This is a genomic window from Myxosarcina sp. GI1(2024) (genome assembly GCF_053543375.1).
Genome location: NZ_JBKGTY010000009.1, coordinates 67,013 through 86,598, shown reverse-complemented (window position 1 = coordinate 86,598; position 19,586 = coordinate 67,013). Strand labels below are relative to the sequence as shown.

At 39.2% G+C, this 19,586-nt stretch carries 19 protein-coding genes, 1 tRNA gene and 3 pseudogenes; 7 read left to right on the top strand and 16 right to left on the bottom strand.

Annotation, left to right across the window (positions count from 1 at the left end; all coding sequences use genetic code 11):
- Positions 1-4 precede the first annotated feature (4 nt).
- The 11 genes and pseudogenes from ACLFKQ_RS24650 to ACLFKQ_RS24600 all read right to left on the bottom strand — a co-directional run bounded on the left by ACLFKQ_RS24650 (position 5) and on the right by ACLFKQ_RS24600 (position 8,945).
- Positions 5-376, bottom strand: a complete 372-nt coding sequence (locus tag ACLFKQ_RS24650; protein WP_449002332.1) for a histidine kinase dimerization/phosphoacceptor domain -containing protein — start codon at positions 374-376, stop codon at positions 5-7.
- A 49-nt stretch (positions 377-425) separates the two neighbouring features.
- A pseudogene (locus ACLFKQ_RS24645) lies at positions 426-680 on the bottom strand (histidine kinase); the annotation flags it as partial.
- 622 nt (positions 681-1,302) lie between these two features.
- Positions 1,303-2,793, bottom strand: a complete 1,491-nt coding sequence (locus tag ACLFKQ_RS24640) for a GMC oxidoreductase (RefSeq protein ID WP_449002331.1) — start codon at positions 2,791-2,793, stop codon at positions 1,303-1,305.
- A gap of 190 nt (positions 2,794-2,983) precedes the next feature.
- The gene (locus ACLFKQ_RS24635) at positions 2,984-3,109 is read right to left on the bottom strand and encodes a hypothetical protein (RefSeq protein WP_449002330.1); all 126 of its coding nucleotides are present in this window, start codon (positions 3,107-3,109) and stop codon (positions 2,984-2,986) included.
- A 177-nt stretch (positions 3,110-3,286) separates the two neighbouring features.
- A complete protein-coding gene (locus tag ACLFKQ_RS24630; RefSeq protein ID WP_449002329.1) occupies positions 3,287-3,820 on the bottom strand; it encodes a hypothetical protein in 534 nt (177 codons plus the stop codon).
- Positions 3,821-3,888: 68 nt separating this feature from the next.
- A complete protein-coding gene (locus ACLFKQ_RS24625) occupies positions 3,889-4,251 on the bottom strand; it encodes a hypothetical protein (protein WP_449002328.1) in 363 nt (120 codons plus the stop codon).
- Between the two features lie 134 nt (positions 4,252-4,385).
- Entirely contained in the window at positions 4,386-5,000 is a 615-nt protein-coding gene (locus ACLFKQ_RS24620; RefSeq protein WP_449002327.1) for a cytochrome c oxidase subunit 3, read from the bottom strand.
- A 155-nt stretch (positions 5,001-5,155) separates the two neighbouring features.
- The gene (ctaD, locus tag ACLFKQ_RS24615; RefSeq protein ID WP_449002326.1) at positions 5,156-6,799 is read right to left on the bottom strand and encodes a cytochrome c oxidase subunit I; all 1,644 of its coding nucleotides are present in this window, start codon (positions 6,797-6,799) and stop codon (positions 5,156-5,158) included.
- A 130-nt stretch (positions 6,800-6,929) separates the two neighbouring features.
- A complete protein-coding gene (locus ACLFKQ_RS24610) occupies positions 6,930-7,829 on the bottom strand; it encodes a cytochrome c oxidase subunit II (protein ID WP_449002325.1) in 900 nt (299 codons plus the stop codon).
- A gap of 9 nt (positions 7,830-7,838) precedes the next feature.
- The gene (locus ACLFKQ_RS24605) at positions 7,839-8,444 is read right to left on the bottom strand and encodes a DUF2231 domain-containing protein (protein ID WP_449002324.1); all 606 of its coding nucleotides are present in this window, start codon (positions 8,442-8,444) and stop codon (positions 7,839-7,841) included.
- Complete coding sequence (locus tag ACLFKQ_RS24600) at positions 8,445-8,945, bottom strand: DUF2231 domain-containing protein (protein WP_449002323.1); 501 nt, start codon at positions 8,943-8,945, stop codon at positions 8,445-8,447.
- Between the two features lie 338 nt (positions 8,946-9,283).
- Here ACLFKQ_RS24600 and ACLFKQ_RS24595 point away from each other — a divergent pair.
- A pseudogene (locus ACLFKQ_RS24595) lies at positions 9,284-9,595 on the top strand (IS4 family transposase); the annotation flags it as partial.
- 804 nt (positions 9,596-10,399) lie between these two features.
- On the opposite strand, the gene ACLFKQ_RS24590 reads toward ACLFKQ_RS24595, so the two are convergent.
- Positions 10,400-12,076 carry an L-lactate permease gene (locus tag ACLFKQ_RS24590; protein ID WP_449002322.1) on the bottom strand — a complete coding sequence of 559 codons (1,677 nt, stop codon included), beginning with the start codon at positions 12,074-12,076 and terminating at the stop codon, positions 10,400-10,402.
- 307 nt (positions 12,077-12,383) lie between these two features.
- On the opposite strand from ACLFKQ_RS24590, the pseudogene ACLFKQ_RS24585 reads away from it, so the two are divergent.
- Positions 12,384-12,918 (top strand): annotated as a pseudogene (locus tag ACLFKQ_RS24585) (class I SAM-dependent methyltransferase).
- Between the two features lie 75 nt (positions 12,919-12,993).
- A complete protein-coding gene (locus ACLFKQ_RS24580) occupies positions 12,994-13,506 on the top strand; it encodes an AAA family ATPase (protein ID WP_449002321.1) in 513 nt (170 codons plus the stop codon).
- 8 nt (positions 13,507-13,514) lie between these two features.
- Here the strand turns inward: ACLFKQ_RS24580 and ACLFKQ_RS24575 are convergent.
- From ACLFKQ_RS24575 to ACLFKQ_RS24560, 4 genes are all read right to left on the bottom strand, one after another.
- Positions 13,515-13,586 (bottom strand) — tRNA-Lys (locus ACLFKQ_RS24575).
- Between the two features lie 217 nt (positions 13,587-13,803).
- Positions 13,804-14,067 carry a hypothetical protein gene (locus tag ACLFKQ_RS24570; protein ID WP_449002320.1) on the bottom strand — a complete coding sequence of 88 codons (264 nt, stop codon included), beginning with the start codon at positions 14,065-14,067 and terminating at the stop codon, positions 13,804-13,806.
- Between the two features lie 36 nt (positions 14,068-14,103).
- Positions 14,104-14,277 (bottom strand): hypothetical protein, encoded by a 174-nt coding sequence (locus ACLFKQ_RS24565; RefSeq protein WP_449002319.1) that lies wholly within the window; start codon positions 14,275-14,277, stop codon positions 14,104-14,106.
- Positions 14,278-14,358: 81 nt separating this feature from the next.
- Entirely contained in the window at positions 14,359-15,015 is a 657-nt protein-coding gene (locus ACLFKQ_RS24560) for a HEAT repeat domain-containing protein (protein ID WP_449002318.1), read from the bottom strand.
- Positions 15,016-15,586: 571 nt separating this feature from the next.
- Here ACLFKQ_RS24560 and ACLFKQ_RS24555 point away from each other — a divergent pair.
- The 4 genes from ACLFKQ_RS24555 to ACLFKQ_RS24540 form a co-directional block, all read left to right on the top strand.
- On the top strand, positions 15,587-16,477 hold the full coding sequence (locus ACLFKQ_RS24555; protein ID WP_449002317.1) for a Sll0314/Alr1548 family TPR repeat-containing protein: 891 nt from the start codon (positions 15,587-15,589) through the stop codon (positions 16,475-16,477).
- A 117-nt stretch (positions 16,478-16,594) separates the two neighbouring features.
- Positions 16,595-17,104, top strand: coding sequence for a pentapeptide repeat-containing protein (locus ACLFKQ_RS24550; RefSeq protein WP_449002316.1), 510 nt, complete (start codon positions 16,595-16,597; stop codon positions 17,102-17,104).
- A 1,328-nt stretch (positions 17,105-18,432) separates the two neighbouring features.
- Positions 18,433-18,996, top strand: a complete 564-nt coding sequence (locus ACLFKQ_RS24545) for a response regulator (RefSeq protein WP_449002315.1) — start codon at positions 18,433-18,435, stop codon at positions 18,994-18,996.
- Positions 18,997-19,236: 240 nt separating this feature from the next.
- A partial coding sequence (locus ACLFKQ_RS24540) for an IS6 family transposase (RefSeq protein WP_449001685.1) occupies positions 19,237-19,586 on the top strand: 350 nt, incomplete at its 3' end.

Sequence of the window (19,586 nt, the reverse complement as noted above, 5' to 3'; positions counted from 1 at the left end):
TTAGTTAATCACAGGTATATTCTCTCTGTTCGGATTTTTTGCAACAGAACCGTTTATCTCGTAAGTACCGAGATTGAAGATTCAATAAGCTGCAAATTACTTGTAAATTATTTTTGACCCGATGATGTATTTCTTGTAGCATCACTTCTTTCTCTTTAAGAGATTTATTAAGGCGAGCTTCTGCTAGTTTACGGGTAGTGATATCTTGAACTTGAGCGATAAAATATTGTGAAAGATCTCGATCGTTTTTAACTAGAGAAACACTAAGCTGAATCCACACTTCGCGTCCTAGCCGATGTAAATATCGTTTTTCTATTTGATAGTTGCTAATTTTGCCTTCGAGTACCTGGGATACAAAGCCAAGATCGGTATCCAAATCATCTGGATGTATAATATCGTGAAAAGTAAGTGATAATAAGTCCGTTTTCCATTAAATGGGTAGTTCCACAGGAAATAATGAAAGCTCCAAATAGTAAAAATACTGAAGAATAAGGTAAATCTTTACGTTTACCTACAAAATACAGCAAAGCGATCGGAATCGAATAATAGGAAAGAACAATAATTAGGTCAGAAATTAAATGAAGTCCAACCAAATTAGATTGCCAAAGATAACAATGTCCGTGAGAAATAAATTGAGCAAATATTCGGTTAAAAATAAAAATATTAGTAGAACTAAACATTAAAAAATTATAGATTCTTGTCTCTAGTTTATAACTACAAACAAGTCATTAAGTCTTCAGAGTAAATACATAATTTCTCTACTTACCTACAACCCAGCGATTGGGATTGTTAATCATGTTTACTAATCGGCTTAGGACTTGATTGTAGATTCCGTAGAGTTCTCTTTCTTGCTCTACAGATAAATGTTGACCAACGGTCAGAGCAGCAGAGCAGGCTACGGAATTTATTTCCGCAGTACCCCTCTTCTGTCACTTTCCGATATTTCATATTAGGAAAAGGTTTTCAAGGAAAACAATATCAATTCATTGAGCAATTTGTAGTCAAATTTTCGTCATCCGTCCGCCTAAAAAAATTTCTATTAAGAAAAAACTCCGCGATCGCATAGTAGATAATGGTCACAGAACTTAGAATTTGCTATAGTTTTCGGAGTCTGACAGAAGAAGGGTAATCTCTGACACTTAACCGCTTATTACTGAATCCGTGTTCTAGGTCAGTATCTCCTTAAAGTTTGTCAGCCACGTGGCTGTAAAATTTTCGTTCAGAACGCGGTTAAATGTGTTCGATCTCCCTTATCCGTAAAATCTGAGGGTTATATTATGCAAGTACGTAACTTTTTTGGGTTTATGCCAGTCTTTCATTCAATCGCTCTCCAACTCTTAAAGCATTAGCAATAACAGTCAAAGCAGGACTTACCGCCGCATTAGAAGGAAAAAAACTGCTATCGACAACATAGAGATTATCAACATCGTGGGTGCGACAGTTAAGATCCAACACGGAAGATTGGGGATCTGTGCCAAAACGGCAGGTACCGCATTGATGAGCCACTACTTGAATGGGCGTACTGCCGTAAGGATGAATACCGCGAGACTGTTTGTCAGTAGCTTTGAGTATTTCTTGCCAACGATATAGCAGGCGATCGTGTGCCTCTAAGTTGTTGGGAGTATAGTCTAGATATAGTTTTTCTCCCTTAATATATACTAGGTTTTTAGGATCGGGTAAATCTTCCGTTTGTAACCACCAACCGATAGATCGTTTGGCTAACTGTTTTAAGCCAAAACCTGGCATAATTTTGGCAGCGACGGATAAAATCGGCGGAGATTCCGAAAAAATCACGTCTTGAAGAATACCACCCGCATCTTGAATGTATCCCATAGGATAGGAAAAGTCTTTGTCACCCCAATAAAAATCGTTGATGTAGAGAGTGCGTTGAAACAAACCCGAATTAGGTTGGGGAGACTGCTGAAGAATTACCGTCATCAAATGTTTCATCAGGTTACGTCCCACCAAGTCGGAACTATTTGCCAACCCTTGAGGATGTTTTTCATTTGCCGATCGCAATAATAAGGCAGCAGAGTTGATCGCACCACAAGAAAGTACGACAATATGACTCATAAATAGATAGGATTGTCCTTTAATCTGCGCCTCTACTGCTTTAACTTCCCTTCCCGAAGAATTGGTATGTAAAGCAACTACTTTCGCTGAAGTTTTTAGAGTTACGTTCTCACCGGCACGAATAGCGGGACTTATCCCCGTATCTTCTGAGTCGCTGCGTCCTTCATCACCAATACCAATAGGAAGGTAAGCCGGATGTAGTCCGTATCGAGACAGGCGATCGCCAATTTCTTGGATCTGCGGAGCGCGATCGACTGGAGTATGGGGATAATCTTCGCTTCTGGGTGGTTCGGTGGGATCTTCTCCAACTTTGCCATGAGCGCGATAGAGTTTTTCGGCGGCAGTGTAATATGGTTCAAAATCCCGATACTTTAAACCCCATTCAGGTGAAATCCCCTCTTGATGCTGCACTCGCTCGAAATCCCGTTCTCGCAGACGCAACAACGCGCCGCTATAGATTTTGGTATTTCCCCCCACGCAATAGCTAGTTTGAGGATGAAAGGGTTCGCCGTCGCGATCGTACCACTGTTCGGGGGCGTGATAATCTTCTTTTTTAAAAACTTCTACCTCAACTAATTCCGAACTTTCCTTTTCGGTAAATTCTCCCCGTTCTAAAACCAGAATCTTTTTACCAGCTTCTGCCAGTTTGCGAGTTAGGGTACCACCCCCCGCACCAGTGCCAACAATAATTACATCGTAAAATTGGTCGTCGATAATCATCTTATTTGTCCTTTGTTATTGGTTATTGGTCATTAGACTACTTCTGGGGATACTGCCAAGATGTTTTCACTGCTATATCTGGCGAAGTCTTTAACATTTAAAGTGAAAATATGGGATATTTTATTTACCTTTATTGACGCAACTAAACGAGCATCATGAACTTGAACTCCTGAAACATTAAACTTGACTACTAAGCTGCGCCATTCTCGATAAACATCTTATTCTGAGTTTTTAATAAAGCAATAAAGTCAGGAATTTTTTGTAGCTGCTCTTCATTAAGGTTATCTATTTCTTGTTTAAGGGTGTCTCTTAACATGATTTAAACTCTCGATCAAATTTTATGATACCAATTTTTATCTGAAAAAGCGATCGCATTTTGAATCTAATATAAGTCGTACTTCAAGATCGTCAGCCGCAAAAACTTTAATAAATTTTTGAATAATTTGACGGTAGTAATTTACTTTATCCATTGTCTAGAAAAATTTATATTAAATTAATTAAAAATTAAATCTAAATTAGAATATTTTTCTATTATTAATTCCCAATTTTTTATGGGTTTGAGAGATACCTCAGAACGCTTCTCGATTCTTTTAGTTTCTGAGTTTTGTCTATAAATTTCAAAGGCTGAGTCTGGTAATTCGTCTTGACAATAGTGTTGAATTTTTTGTTTGAGTACACTCTTGGTCTCCTCAAACTTTAAATCTAACTCTTTATTAAATTCATCATTAATCTTTTTGATTAATACAATATACTCTTTGATCAGTAGTCTAATATCTAGCTGCTTAGGATAATCTTCTAATTTTGTTCGAGAAAAATATGAAAAATTTTGTTCTAGATAAGCTTTGAAATTATAAATAGCATCTGATATATTTAATGTTCGTAATTGTTTTTCTTTCATTCTTTCTAATACTTTTTTAGCATTGATTGTCAGCTCGATTCTAATTTTTCCACTATTAATTGAGTAAGGACTACCAGTGACTGGTTTCGAGTGATGCTGTGCATAATTTCTTAATTCCCAAAAAAACATACATATAATATTTGTATCATGATGCTCTTTTTTTAGGTTTTTTAAAATATTACGTACATTATTTTCATCTAAAAAAAGTTTTTTTCTTTATCTTGCTTACTTTTATACATAAATAGCTCTAAATACGATTTACAAGTAGTTAGTAAATTCATTACAAGCAGATTAAACATGTGGATATTATTGAGATGAAAAGTACCATTTCTACACTGTTCTCCGAATTTATCAAAATCACCCTTAGCTTCAATCTCTATTTTTTGTATTTCGCTTTCTAGTCGATTAAAGTTTCTAACTACATAAGAAAAAAGTTCTTTGACCAAAAGAATATCCCAAGCTAGTTTTTGGGCACGAACAATTTCTTTATACTCATTTTCATCAATTTCTTGTAGCTCTTTAGGTTCGAGAAGAACGGGTCTGATTATATATTTCATCATATTTACCTAAATCAAGTTATTCATATAATTCCCAAAAATAGGATAAATGCTTGACTAGATTTATTTCCCGATCCATTAATGTAAAAGTTGAAGGCTATATGACTTCGTTGTATTGTGATCGTTGTCCTAAGCAATTACTGCCAGACATAGATCAAAATAAACAAAATAATCCAAATCACATCGACAAAGTGCCAAAATAGCGAGGTTGCTTCTACGCCAAATTGTCCCCCTTTGTAATTATCAGGAACAAAAGAACGAAACAGCATAATCGTTTGCAATAGCACTCCCGTTAAAACGTGCAAGCCGTGAAAGCCAGTCAGCAGATAAAAAATTCCGCCAAAAACGCCAGAAGTAAAACCAAATTCCAGGCTATTCCACTCTACTGCTTGTCCGTAGAGGAAATAGCTACCCATTGCCATTGTTAACAGCCAAAAGCAACGAAAACCCCAAAGATTTTCTTGGTGTAAAAATCTTTCAGCGATATAAATTACAAAACTACTAGAAACTAACACTACAGTATTAATAGCAGGTTCTCTAACTTCCAACCCTTCAATACCCGGGGGAAGCCAGTCGGACGTGGTAGTTTTGTAGATAATATATCCCGCAAAAAAACTGAGGAAAATAACGCTTTCAGATAGCAAGAAAACAATAAAGCCGAACATACTATTGCCAGCTTCATCGTGTTCGTGTACGATTTCCTGTTGGCGCGATCGCTGTAATTCTTCTTGGGTAATGGTACTATCAGTCATAATGAATGTCCTTTGTAGTTTGTCGTTTGTGCTTTGTCCTTCGTCCTTTGTCAATCGACTAGTCTAAGTCATGAGGTAAAGCATGACAGCAGTATATGTTCTTCCTCTGCCTCCTGCCTCCTGCCTCCTGCCTTCTCAAGTCTAATGATAAATAACTAACCCATATTTTCCGTCAATGGTTCATTTTTCCCATATCCATAGGGTTCGGACACGACTACGGGGATTCCTTCAAAGTTTTCGACATCAGGGGGAGAGGAAACCAGCCATTCTAAGCCGATCGCCCGCCAGGGGTTATCAGGGGCTTTTTTACCTGAAATCCAAGAACTAACCATGTTTAACAGGAAGGGGATGGTGGAAATACCCAGTACAAACGCACCGATACTAGCCAAGACATTCCAAAAGGCAAATTCGGGATCGTAGGAAGCAACACGACGGGGCATTCCCATTAAGCCTACGGGGTGCATGGGGATAAAGTTTAGCCCAGTACCGATAAAAGTCAGCCAGAAATGGAGTTTACCTAGGCTTTCGTAGTACATTTTGCCCGTCATTTTGGGAAACCAGTGATAGATGGCGGCATATAGTCCGAATACCACCGCACCGTAGAGAACATAGTGAAAGTGTCCCACTACGAAATAGGTGTTGTTGACGTGAATATCGATGGGAGTAGAAGAAAGCATAATTCCCGTGATTCCGGAAAAGACAAAGTTAATTAGTCCTCCCAAGGCAAACAGCATCGGGGTATCGAGACGGAGTTTACCTCCCCAAATCGTTCCTACCCAGGCAAAGACTTTAATTCCCGTAGGAACGGAAATCAGCATGGTGCTAAACATAAATGCCATCCGCATCCACCCAGGAGTACCGCTGGCAAACATATGATGTACCCAGACGATGCCGCTTAAGCCAGTGATAATCAAAGAAGAAACGGCGACGACTTTATAACCAAATAAAGGCTTGCGGGCATATACGGGAAAAATTTCCGAAAAAATGCCAAATATAGGCAAAATAATTACGTATACCGCAGGATGGGAATAGAACCAGAAAAAATGCTGGAATAAAACTGGATTGCCTCCCTGGGCAGGATCGAAAAATGCCGTACCAAAAGTAAGGTCGCATAGCAGCATGACCGCACCGGCAGTTAGGGCGGGTAAACCATAGAGTTGGATGATTTGGGCTGCCATTACCGTCCAGACAAAAGCAGGAGTTTTAAACCAACCCATACCGGGGGCACGCATCCGCACGATGGTAGTGACGATGTTGACCGCCCCCATAATTGAAGATACCCCAGATATTGCTACAGCCAACAGCCAAATAAACTGACCGTTAAGTAGCTGTCCGGTGGGATTTTGCAGACTGACGGGAGGATATGCCCACCAACCAGACTGGGAAGGACCGCCAGGAACGAGAAAACTGAGGATAAATAAAATACCGACTACGGGAATCATCCAAAATGCTGCGGCATTCAGACGGGGAAATGCCATGTCTCTCGCCCCAATCATCAGCGGAACGAGATAGTTAGCAAAGCCTGCCAAAGCGGGAAAAGTCCAGCCAAACAGCATAATCGTGCCGTGCATGGTAAACAGCGCATTATATACCGTGCGATCGAGCAAGTCTGGTTCGGGAGTGATTAATTCTCCCCGCATAATCATGGCAAAGATGCCAGCTAAGAGAAAGAAGAAAAATGAGGTAACTAAATATTGAATGCCAATTACTTTGTGATCGGTACTAAAGCTAAAATAACGTCGCCAGTTGGGAGGCGTTTCTTGGAGAAATTCTTGGGGATCTGTGGTGATTTGGGTCATTGGTTATTAGTCGTTAGTCGTCGATGGTTAGTCGTCAGTCGTCAGTCATTAGTCGTTGGCGATCAAGAACAAACAAGGAAGGTCAAAAGACAAACAACAAATGACAAAGGACAAGGAACAAATAACAATTTTACGGATGATGATTAACTACTGGGGCAGGTGCGGGAACGACCGTTTTCCAGGCAGCAGAATCACCATTTTCCTCTCTAAGGGCATATTCTAGACTTGCTTGGTTGGGTGCGGGAGAAGGTTTTTGTGCGGCGGCTCGCTCTAACCAGCGCTGGTAATCTTCTTGGGATTCGACAACAACATCTGTTTGCATGGCAGCAAAGTAAGTACCGCTATATTGAGAATCTCTGAGGCGATATTTACCGATGCGAATGGGAGTAAATTCGAAGTCTACGGTTTTAGGGGGAATGATATCTTGTTTTACTCGAAATGCAGGAATATAGAAGCCGTGAATTACATCCTGCGATCGCATCGTCAAATGAGTGCGTCGATCTACGGGTAGATGGAGTTCGGTGCTGGTAACGTTTTTCTCCCGATAGCGAAACACCCACGCCCACTGCTTAGAATCGACTTCAACATCGGTCATCGGTTCTGCTGTTGTTATGCCGGTATCAGCATAGGCAGATTCTATGAGTTGCGGTAGGTGAGCGATTTCTCTGGGACCATGTAAATCCATGCGATCGTACGTTTGGTAGCTAAAAGCAGCAATGCCAAAGACAATCAGCAAAGGAGTTGCCGTCCAAACGATCTCTAGAGTTAGATTACCTTCTACAGGCGGACCATCGCTGGTATCGTATCTACCCGCCCGATGAAAAATTAGGTTGTAGATAATCGCTACAGTTACGCCAAGGAAAATGAAGGTGCCGATCGTCGTTAACAAACTAAATAATTTATCGATTAGGATGGCTTCGGCAGAGGCTTGAGGAGGAAACCAGGAATAGGATAGTTGTCCCACCCACACACTAATTCCCGCTAAGACTAAAGCGATCGTGCCGATCGTTAATATTCTTTTAAATCTCACAAAAACACCTCATTTTAGTACGTTGTTGGGGTCTTGACCCAGACGCAGTAAGTTGCCCGCAGTATTATGAACGCCAAATTCGGCTGCTAGTTGCGCTCCTAAAGTGCCATGAAGATACATGACGAACATAATAACCAAACCGGCTAGCAGATATACCCACTGTACTTGTTGGCTGTTATCGCTACGCCATACATAGCGTTGAAAGCCTCGCCATACAGTCATACCAACGATCGCCGCTAGGAGAAAAACTCCCCCTACGCCGTGCCACAGCATAGTTTCCATCGCTCCTAAACCCCAAGCACTCTCGATCTCTGGAGTGGAATCTACCAGCATAATTTCATAGAAGCCGAATCCCACTGTCAAGAAAGTAACGATTGCGGCAGCTAGCATATTGTACCAACCGACATCAAAGAAATTGGAACGGGTAGCGGGAATGGCTAAATATTTGAATACAGCGCGATCGAAGGGAAACAATACCCCAACTATATCGAAAGCAATCGCGATAATAAATAATCCTAAAGTGAGATGAACTAAATTAGGATGAATCGGAATCGGGTAAGGTAGTCCATTCGCTCCTAATTGATTCGATAATTGCTCGACTAACTCTGAGTTCATTTACAGCAGTCCCTCCTTAGTAGCTTCGACTACGGGAACTGTATGTAAGCCGTATACCCAGACTAATTCATCTCCCAGGTATATTTGATAAAATACTAAGCCTGTCAGTAAAACTCCCACACCTAAGTATGCCACAGGCATTTTTTTGGGGTCTTGAGAGCGAATGACGTAACGCCAAGCTGTAATCGCCGCAATAATTCCCGATAGCGACCAGCCAATAATAGTATGTAAATTTAATACTGGTTCGACGGCATCATAAGCGATCGCCAGTCCAGCTTCGATTTGTCCGAAGACAACTGCAATAAAAATCGAGATCGTAGCAAAAAACATGTTCCACCAACTAACTTCAAAAAGTTTATAGTTTTTGCTGAAATAACCCACAACATCGCAGAGAAACGCAAATAATACCATTGCAATCACAAAATGCACGACGATCGGATGAATGGTATCGGGGTAGGGTAAATTATGGTCGTTAAGCGGTGGAAGTAAATTTTCAAACATCTTTTTTAATCCTAGTTTACTGAACTAAAAATTTGCGATCGCTCGATAAGATCAGCTTTTAGGTGGCAATGGCTGTTAAATAATCTGCAAGCGGCTCGCTCTCTAGTACTTTTAACTTCCTTAAAATAAAAAAGTAATCTTTAGACTTTGAGCTTGATTTAAGCTTTATTTCTCACCGAATAAACTAACATTTTCTAGTACTTGGCAAAGTTGTTATCATTACAAAAACTATCTATCGAGTTTCCTAAGTACGGGACAAAAAATAAGATGGGGGGTTGCAAAGTGTGATGAGAAAGAGGTTTCATGACCAGGAACCAAACATAGTCAGTAAACCCCTGATGAATCAGATTGACTTACTGCGACAGACATTAAAACCATTATTGGGATGGCATGGGGCGCGTTTAAATCTTCTAGCTCTGTTTCTAATTGCATTACTGAGAGTGAAGACAATAAACTTAGTAAAGTTAGCAACAGGTTTTCGGAGTAATGCTAAAACAAACTCGAAACATAAGCGATTACAACGTTTCTTTGATTTAGATTATTCTGTAATTGCCAAAGTTGTCGTTACTTTAATGGATATCCCGCAGCCTTGGATTCTAAGTACAGACAGAACCGAGTGGTCTTGTGGTCAAAAGCGATTTAATCTTCTTTTTTAGGATCGATAACTGTAATTAGGCGATCTGGCAATACTCCTCTAACCGTTGCCCTTTAGTCAAATCTTCTAGTCTCATTCATTGCTACCGCATACTCTAAACCTTTTCCAAGTTAGCCTAATAATTTTGGATGTGAGCGATCGGGACTTGAGTAGAGCCACGCATGGTTTTTACCATCAATCCCAATCACTTGCCCCCAGTGTCCTTGAGTATCTCTGTAACCTAACGCTGAAATCAACGGTGCAAGGCATTCGATTCAATTCGGGCAAAGACACGACGATAACAATCGGCGTGGGAAATTTCAAGAAATGTCTCCAGCCATTGAGCATGGACCTCAGCATACAGTTCAATGTTGTTTCATCCTCTGGCTTCGCCAATGCTGGCTAAGATGGCAATCATGTCCACACTCAAGAAGAGAGATATTAAGATTGAATCGAGCGACAGTTTCTCATAATTTCCTCAAATTATTTTTGTAATTTTAGACTAGGACGAAATTTTATCATAATTTGAATAGCGTTTTGATGACAAAACGTTCTCGTCATTGTCACTAAAGGAGAGAAAATGAGCGACTTAAAAACCAAAACAATCTCATGTAACTACAAAATTAAAGGTTACGTTATAGATACTCCAGTAAAAATCACTAGAGGTTCTCAGAAGGATTGCCAGGGAAAAATCTCGGGTTGTACTACCGATGGTATTTATTTTATACGCATAGATAAGTGTCAAAGAGAAGTCAACAGAATTCGCAGTCCAATCGAGCTGTTTTTACCAGATGAATTTGAGCTCATAGATTAACTTTGCTTAGACGGTTTTTAGAACATAAATTGCCGTTAAACCAAGAATACCAGCACCGATAAGATAATAAATCAGAGGAAATAGCACTCTGCGAATCAGTAACCCTTCACAGCCGCTCAAGCCAACAGTAGCAGAAGCAGCAACCACGTTGGCAACACAAATCATATTGCCAGCCGCCGCTCCCATAGCTTGTAAGGCTACGACAATTGCACCAGAAATATCGAGTTTTGCAGCTACTCCAAATTGAAATAGGGAAAACATCATATTGCTTACGGTGGCACTACCAGCGATAAAAGAACCCATTGCTCCAATAATGGGAGCAAACAGAGGCCAACTTTGAGCAGCTAAATTAGCAACTCCATCTGCCAGAGTCACGGGCATACTTGCCAAGCCAGATTCATTAAACCCAGAGTTAATAAATACTCTAGCCATTGGTACGGCAGCAGCAAGAACCAGGGCAGTTCCTCCTAGAGTTATAACCGCATTCGAGGTTGCTTGAAACATGACCTCTGTCTTCACGCTATGAAGAAAATAAGTCAAAATAGCTACTAAAATAAATATGGTTCCTGGTAGATAAAAGGGTTCAGAATTTACTCCGATTTCCGTTCCTAAAACAGCAGGAAAATTTAGTTGAAGCGCTTTGAGCAATCCTTGAAACGGTAAAAAGTTTAGTCGCGATAGCATTAGCAACAATCCTACCAAAACATAGGGAGTCCAGGCTTTGAATAAGCCCAGACTTTTTACTCCATTGTCAATTGCTGCTGTCAAACTTCCCATCCATCTATCCTCCCAGTTCGCTACTGGTGGAAAATCCCAGACTCGTTTTGGGATTAAAAATCTTCGTCTTGCTGCTGGAACTACGATCGCTAAACCCACTAAACCACCAATCAACGAGGGGAATTCTGGTCCTAAAAAAACAGCAGTCAAACAAGAAGGAATAGTAAAAGCCAATCCCGCGAACAGAGCGAAGCGCCATACCGCCAATCCTTCCCACCAGGATTTACGTCGCCCAAAATAGCGAGTTAAGCAACCTACCATTAATAAAGGAATCAAAGTGCCAACAATGCTATTTAAAACACCTATTCTAATCACAATACGCTCGAAATACTCGGCATAAGTTAGATTTAGTGCAGTCAGGTAGTTATTTACTACTACTGCTCCCTGAAGACCAGTATCAATACCCAACAGAACTGGAACGCCGACTGCTCCAAATACAACCGCGGTACTATTAGCAATTAAGGCTACCATTACAGCAGCTAGAGCGGGAAAACCCAAGGCTACCAAAAGAGGACTACAGACAGCAGCAGGAGTACCAAAGCCCGAAGCGCCTTCAAGAAAACTACCAAACAACCAAACAATAATTATCGCCTGAATGCGTCTGTCAGGAGAAACTCCTAATAAACCCTGACGAATAGTAGCGATCGCACCAGACGCTTTTAAAACATTGAGCAACAGAATTGCTCCAAAGATGATGTAGAGAATCTCTGCTGCCATTACTAAGCCTTGAATGGTAGAAGCAGCCAATACAGCAATCGGAACTTGCCAAATTAATAGAGCGATCGCTGTTGTTACTATATATGCTACTGGCATCGCTTGTTTTGCTGAACGCCTAGCAATTACCAATAACAAAAAGACCGTGACAATTGGAGCTAAAGCTAGTAAACAATAGAAGGCTAGTTCCATTAATTGTGTTGCTATCGAATGTCAATACATTTCAATCTACTACGATTAGACCTCTTGTAAGAAGAGCACGATCGCTAGTTAAAGTCCCTCGCCTTTAAGATTATTTTAGACTAGATGCTTCAAAATATTGCTTTAAGTCTAGGGATGCAGTCTAATTAAGAAATAAACAGTTTGATACATTCGATTCGGTCGCTAATTCGCTATCTGATATTTTTAGATATCCCCCTACCTTATCGATTCATGTCTTGATTCAGCAACGTCGTCAATTTTATAGCTATTTAGAGCAAACAGGCGACAGGAGATTACGATGAACCAGTTTGCTCAATTTTACGACAAAATTGCCCCTCGCTATGCCAAACAACCAATCGCTGATGAAGCAATTGCAAGTCACCCAGGAATACTTTGAGCCAGAGATGGAAGTATTGGAGTTTGGCTGTGGTATGAGCTCGACTGCCATTATTCACGCACCCTACGTTAAACTACGTTAAACATATTCGGGCAATAGATATCTCAGCAAACAAGAAAGCGGAGGCACAAGAATTTAATAATGTAACCTTTGAACGATTAACTATCGAAGTATCAGATGTAAGAGATTGCACCTATGACGTAGTGTTAGGACTGAGTATTTTGCATTTACTAGAAAACAAAGAAAGTCCAATCGCTAAAGTTTATCAAATGCTCAAACCAGGGGTAATTTTTGTCACCAGTACAGCTTGTTTGGGAGATAATATGAGTTTTAGCAAATTTTTGGTTTCCCTTTGGTCAAGGTTTTTACCACAAAAGTAGTTTAGTTGACAGAAACTTTGACTAATGCTGGTTTTGAACTCGACTACCAATGGTAACCAGGCAAAAACAAAGCGGTGTTTATCGTGGCAAAAAAGATTAAGAAACAGTAATTAAATTAAGTAATTAATTTCATGAGTGAACAAGGAACACTAATCTTCTTTTGTGGAAAAATGGGATCTGGTAAATCGACCAAAGCGATCGAACTGGCGAAAGAATACCATGCCATACTATTGTCTGAAGATGAATGGTTGACGGCTATTTATCCGGAAGAAATTAAAGTGTTTGCTGATTACATAAAGTATTCATCTCGTCTTAAGCCTTTATTAAAGAAACACGTACAAAATCTCTTAAATTCTGGTATTTCTGTAGTGATGGATTTTCCAGGTAACACCTATAATCAAAGAGCTTGGTTTAAAGAGATATTTTTAGAATATAAAATACCACATAAATTATATTATCTCGAAGCAAGTGACGCTCTTTGTATTAAGCAGATCGAACAGCGTCGAACGACCGACCCAAGTCGCAATGATTTTGATACCGAAAAAATTTTCTACGAAGTCAATAGTTACTTTCAACCTCCTACCGAAGAAGAGGATTTTAACATACAAATAGTAATTCCCGTTTCTTCTAGACTAGGGGAATAATTGCTCGATGGGTCACCAGGGACTCGAACCCTGAACCAATGGATTAAGAGTCCACTGCTCTACCATTGAGCTAGTGACCCAACCAAAAGACTAATAATTCGATTTTTATTGTTAAATTATACGTCGAGCTTTGTTTCTTCTCTATTTGCTGCTGTTAGCTGGCTTAATATTCTTCTGTTCTTTGTGTCAATACAAGTATATTGTATTAATTTATTTAACGACAATTAAAGTCAAGCGACAGAAATTAATGTTCAGACCGGACGATATAACTTACATTATCGTGAAAGCCATGAATACTTAACTTGTCAAGACCCAAGTATAAGTAACGATTGTCAACACAGCCAAACCGATGAGAGTTTCTATTTGTCTGGTCAGCATTAGACGACAGGCATGCCAAAAATAATTCAAAGCAGTGCGCCGTTCCCTAGCGAGTTCTGCCATTAAATCGGCTACTTTTGCGTCTACTTCCTCCAAGGGGATTTCTCCTCGCTGATAAGCTACTTCTAGTTCATCTAGCTGGCGCCAGTATTTTGTTGTTGCTTGAAGAAGATTGGGAAACATTGAAAAAAAATCATAACTGTGGGGATTCCTTCAAATCTAACTTGAGGAATTGAGTATGGTAAAAGCCTGAGCCATTGTTGACAGAGCTTTATATTGAAAGACAAATTCGCCATAATCAGCTAGATTATCTAAGCCAATAACCGTTAGGTAGATTTCAGCAAATAACCAAAAGATAATTTTAAAAACTAGCTGTGACCACTTGACTTTCATAATGATTTCTTGGAAAAAAAAGCAGGCAAGCACTCAACTCATTTCACAGAGTTCCAAGTGAGTGCTTTAATTTCGTTGACTCTAGACGAGACCTTCTAAAGTTGCACCGACGACTCGATAATCAGAATCCTGTCGCAGATTTGCTAGAGCAGCTTTCGCTCTGGGGTCTTCAAAATCTCTCAAGACTCTGGCTACTTGGGCACGAAGTGCAGCTTGCTCTGATTGTGCTTCTGAAAGCAGAAGCTCTAGAGCTATGGCTTCTTGAGGTGTTTTAGCTAATTGTCCTAAAATAGCGAGCACTGTTTCTTTGACAACTAAATCGTTTCCCCTAAGACCTAAAACGGATAATTCTAAGAGAGTTTCTGGATATCGTTTTAGCTCGATAGCTGCAAGAATGCTATAGCGTACTAACCAATGAGAGTCTCGTCGAAATAATTTCACCAGCTGGGGAATGGCGCGTTTGCCGTATTTAGCTAAGGAATTAGCGGCTTCAGCTCTGACATTATAATCGTCGTCGTGCTCGATTAAATCTAGTAACAACTCAAAACCTTCGTCTGTCCGTTTGTGTCCCAAACCTGTAGCCACAAAAGAACGAATGATAAATTCTTTATCGCTCATCCTTCGCTTTAGTAGAGAGACAACCAAATTAGGTTCGTAGTTCCTTAACTCGGTAATCGCTTTCATGCGATTCTGAGGATTAGAGCTGTCGAGATAAGTTTCAATCTGATGCAGTTCCATAGGAATTTCTTAAAGTATCTATAAATTATGTTAAATCTTATTAAGATATCTTGCCATAGCTCGATCGGTTGATTTGGTAGTAAAATTTCTACAGTCAACGAAGCGTTTCTGTAAACTTGTCGGCACCTGGGAATTAGAGTCACTTAATATTTGGGGTGAGTGGTTGTCGGGACACGATACATAAAGCTCTCCGAGGTGCGTGGGTTTTTCTGGAAGAAGGCGCGTAAGCTCTCGAACCAAGGGAATCCTCAGAAGGGAGCCGAATTTCTCGAAAAACTAGCGGTCCTATTGAAAAAGACGCTTCAAACTGGAGGGTTACTGGTTTAGATTGACGAGGCACATATCGCTCTCGATACTGACGAGAGCTACAGTTGGTCGATTAAGGGAGAACGCTTTTGGCTTAGTTCTTATTCTCCTGGACTCAAAAAAGTCTCCTTCTATGGAGTTTATCTCTATACTCAAGCTAGTTTTAGAGTTGGGGAACTAGTTAAGAACAAAATCGTCAAAAATTTCAAAATTTAGCCGATAAACTATGAAAAATTTCAGTAGATCGACTTACAAAAATCTTTTTTTGACTCTATCATTAATCGTAGGAACTGTTTTTGGCTTAGATAACGCTCTGACTCTAGCTGCCGATCCTTTCAGAGAAAACAATGCCCGTGAAATTGGCGAACTAACAGAGACTGCTTTTAAAACTGTTTTCTTGCAAGGCAATTATAAAACAGTTGAAGCAGAACTCGATTTAGCAGAATCTGAAGAATTTGAAGAACCCCTAATACATGCGATGCAGGCTTCTTTAGCCTACACAGAGGAAAACTGGTCGGATTTGCAGCAATACGCCTTAAAAACCCTAGAAACCGCCAGGGTATTGAGTGGTGAAGACCCCTTACGTGGCAATCTGTATTTAGCAGTGGGTCATTTTCTCAATGGAGCATATCTCTATCAAGAAGAAGGAGCTATTGCCGCTATTGAAAAGCTGCAGTTGGTTTTTAGGCATCTCGATCTAGCAGAAGATGTCGATCGCGACGATCCAGAGTTAAACTTGATTAAAGGCTACATGGATCTAATATTAGCAGTCAACCTACCCTTTTCTAGTCCCGAGCAAGCAATCGCTCGTTTTGAAACCTACGCCGCACCAAATTATCTAGTCAACCGAGGTCTAGCCGTTGCTTATCGCGACTTAGAACAGTACGAACGAGCTTTAGAATATGCCGATAAAGCTCTAGAAATAGCTCCGGATAATCCCGAACACTACTATCTCAAAGGGCAAATTTTAAGACAAATTGGCAAAAGACAACAGGACATTACTACTTTAGAAGCAGCTCTAGAGAATTTCACTATTGCTGCCAACCGCTCCGAACAATTACCAGAATCTGTAGTCGAACCTTTAGAAAGAGAAATCCGACAAACCCAAGAAAAAATTGACGAAATTCAGGCAGTATCTAGGGCGACTTTAAAATAACTTTTAGGGTGATTTACCAATCGCTCTCCTCTACTATAATTTTCAGCCAAAAAAAAGCGATCGCTGTTTTAAGATTATTATTAAAGCTCGATAAATTTACTATAGCCTCAGAAAAAGATGTTTTTAACTATTCAACGCGTACTTAGTTTACTATTAATTTTAGCGATCGCGATGATTTGGCTGTTGTTAGATGCTCATCCTACTGTAGCTCAAGACAATGCAATTAACTATACTTACAGCGAAATCCGCAATCGAGATTTTTCTCACAAAAACTTAGTTGGTGCGGTTTTTGCGGCTGCCGATGCGCGAGGCAGCAACTTTGAAGGCTCTGATGTCAGCAATTCAATCTTGACTAAAGCAACTTTTATCAACACCAATCTAACAGGCGCAAACTTTACCAGTTCTCTGATGGATCGAGTTGCTTTGGATAATTCTAATCTAACCAACGCTATCTTTCGCGAAGCTGTAGCTACCAGTACTTCTTTTGACGGAACTACCATTCATGGAGCAGACTTCACCAACGCAATTCTAGACCGCTATCAAGTGTACCTTCTCTGTAAACGAGCCGATGGTATCAACCCTACTACAAAAGTAGCTACCAAAGATAGTTTGGGATGCAAAAACTAACTTTAAACGACTATAGCTTTAATATCATACTCTAAGAAAAAAACAGCACGGAATAAATAGCTGCGAGCGACAACTGCATGAAATATCCTCTAAAAACTTTGAATTCTCTCCATCAATAAGCTTTGTCTCTCGAGCGCGAAATAGTTCAATTCTCCAAAATATAGCAGTCACTTTCGCAATTCAATACATTTTAAATTCCTACCAGATAACAGAACCTTTTTGATTCTTGTAGAGAAGATTTTTTGTAGATTTCTAGGTTTAAGTACGTAAATTTACTATTTTCGTTCGATAAATTTAACTTTATGATTGGGTATAGGTTATAGACAAAATCGATTGTGTCATAAATATTTGGTCGCCAATTACTCAGCCATAAGAGGACTGCACTCCGGAATAAAGTTTCTTAGATGAAATAGAAAAAATTTCTAAAATTTTTCATAAATATTCTGTATTCAATTTTGCGAGTAGTTTGGCTTAGCACTCGATATATAGATTTCGATCGAACTTGATTTTAATCAATTTACACTGATACATGCGCAAAATACACTAAAAAGGCACTTATTATTATTAACTAAAATTATCATAAAAAACAGTATTTTTCAAACAACAATTAATAGCAATACAATTAAATAATTATTCTAGAAGCCAATATGAATCGACAGTCTCGGAGTAAAATTTCTCAACAATTAATAGATATCATTTCTTATTTTAAACACAAACAACATACTCAAAAAATTATCGTACAATCAGAACTTAACAAAACAAGCTGGTTCATATTTATGTGTTTTGGCAAACTGGTTTGGACTGAGGGTGGCATTCATCCTAACCGGTCATAGAACAGATTAATTAGTAAATATTGCTCTCGGGTCAACTGTGAAGATCTCAAGCTAAAAAATTCGGAACAATTTGAAACTATAGATTGTTGTATTATAAATTATTTTATTTTAAATTTTCTGATTCAAAGACAACTAATTGAAAGCGCAACAGCCTTAGAGCTAATTAAAAATAAAATTACAGAAACCTTTTTCAATCTTATACAGCTTGAAAACGAACGAGGTTTAAAAATTTCTTCAGAAATAATACCTACTTCTTCATTTTTAGTTTCAACTTCGACCAGGTCGAATTTTTTTATAGAAGTCGAAGCTATTCTCGATAATGTACGTCGCGTCTGGCTAGCTTGGCAAGAAAAAGGACTTCAAGCCTGGTCTCCTAATTTAGCTCCAACGATCGAAAAACCGCATGAATTACGAGAACAAGTATCGTTAACTGTTTATCAAAACTTTATTAAAGTGTTAAATGGACAGAGAACATTAAGAGATTTAAGTTTTCTGATGGATAAAGATATCACTACCCTAACATCTTCCTTAATTCCCTACGTTCGGCAAGGATTGCTGGATTTAATAGAAGTAGAAGATATCAATCTCCCTAAGTATACTGCGAAGTTTTGTCCCACCGATATTACCAAATCTTCAAGCACACCTCTAATTGCGTGCATTGATGATAGCCCTCAAATTTGCAAAATTATGGAGGAAATTATTACTAAATGCGACTATCGTTTTATCAGCATTCAAGAATCTTTTCAGGTACTACCAACTTTAATAAAAACCGTACCTAGTCTTATTTTTATGGATATCGGAATGCCCGTAATCAACGGCTATGAATTGTGCTCTCAACTTAGAAGAGTGTCTAAATTAAAAGATGTACCGATAGTTATTTTGACTGGCAATGACGGCATTATCGATCGCGTTCGAGCTAAGGTCGTAGGTGCAGATGATTTCATCTCTAAACCAATAGAAACTAGCAAAATTATTGATGCTCTTAAAAAATACATTAGTCTCTCATCTTTAAGTAGCGATTCAGTTCTTACTAATAAAGTTAATTCTGTAGCCGAATAAAATACTCTTAAACTTTTGTAAATTCGGTAGTTAATTTTATCGAGAATTTGGGCACTCTACACACTAGCAGTATCGCTTTGTTTGTCCTGGAGATAATTAAGTTATGAATAAAGTTTTAGTAGTCGATGATAGTTTGACCGATCGCAGAGTATTGACAACTTATTTAGAACAAATGGTAATGTTGCAAAAACTTAAGACAAACTTGTAGTATTTAACAAACGTAAATAACTACTAGACCAGATGAACTCAAAGCAACCATTTAAGTGGAAACATTTTCAAGGAGAAATAATTTTACTTTGTGTGAGGTGGTATCTCCGCTATGGTTTGAGTTATCGTGATTTAGCAGAAATCATGCAAGAGCGAGGACTATCTGTAGACCACACCACGATTTACCGATGGGTGATGATTTATGCACCACAAATAGAAAGAAGAGCCAGAAAGCATCTCATCTCAACTAATGACTCTTGGCGAGTAGATCAAACTTATCTCAAGGTCAAAGGAAAATGGAAATATCTATATAGAGCAGTTGACAGCAATGGTATTACCATAGAGTTTATGTTTAGTGCCAGGAGAGATAAACAAGCTGCTAA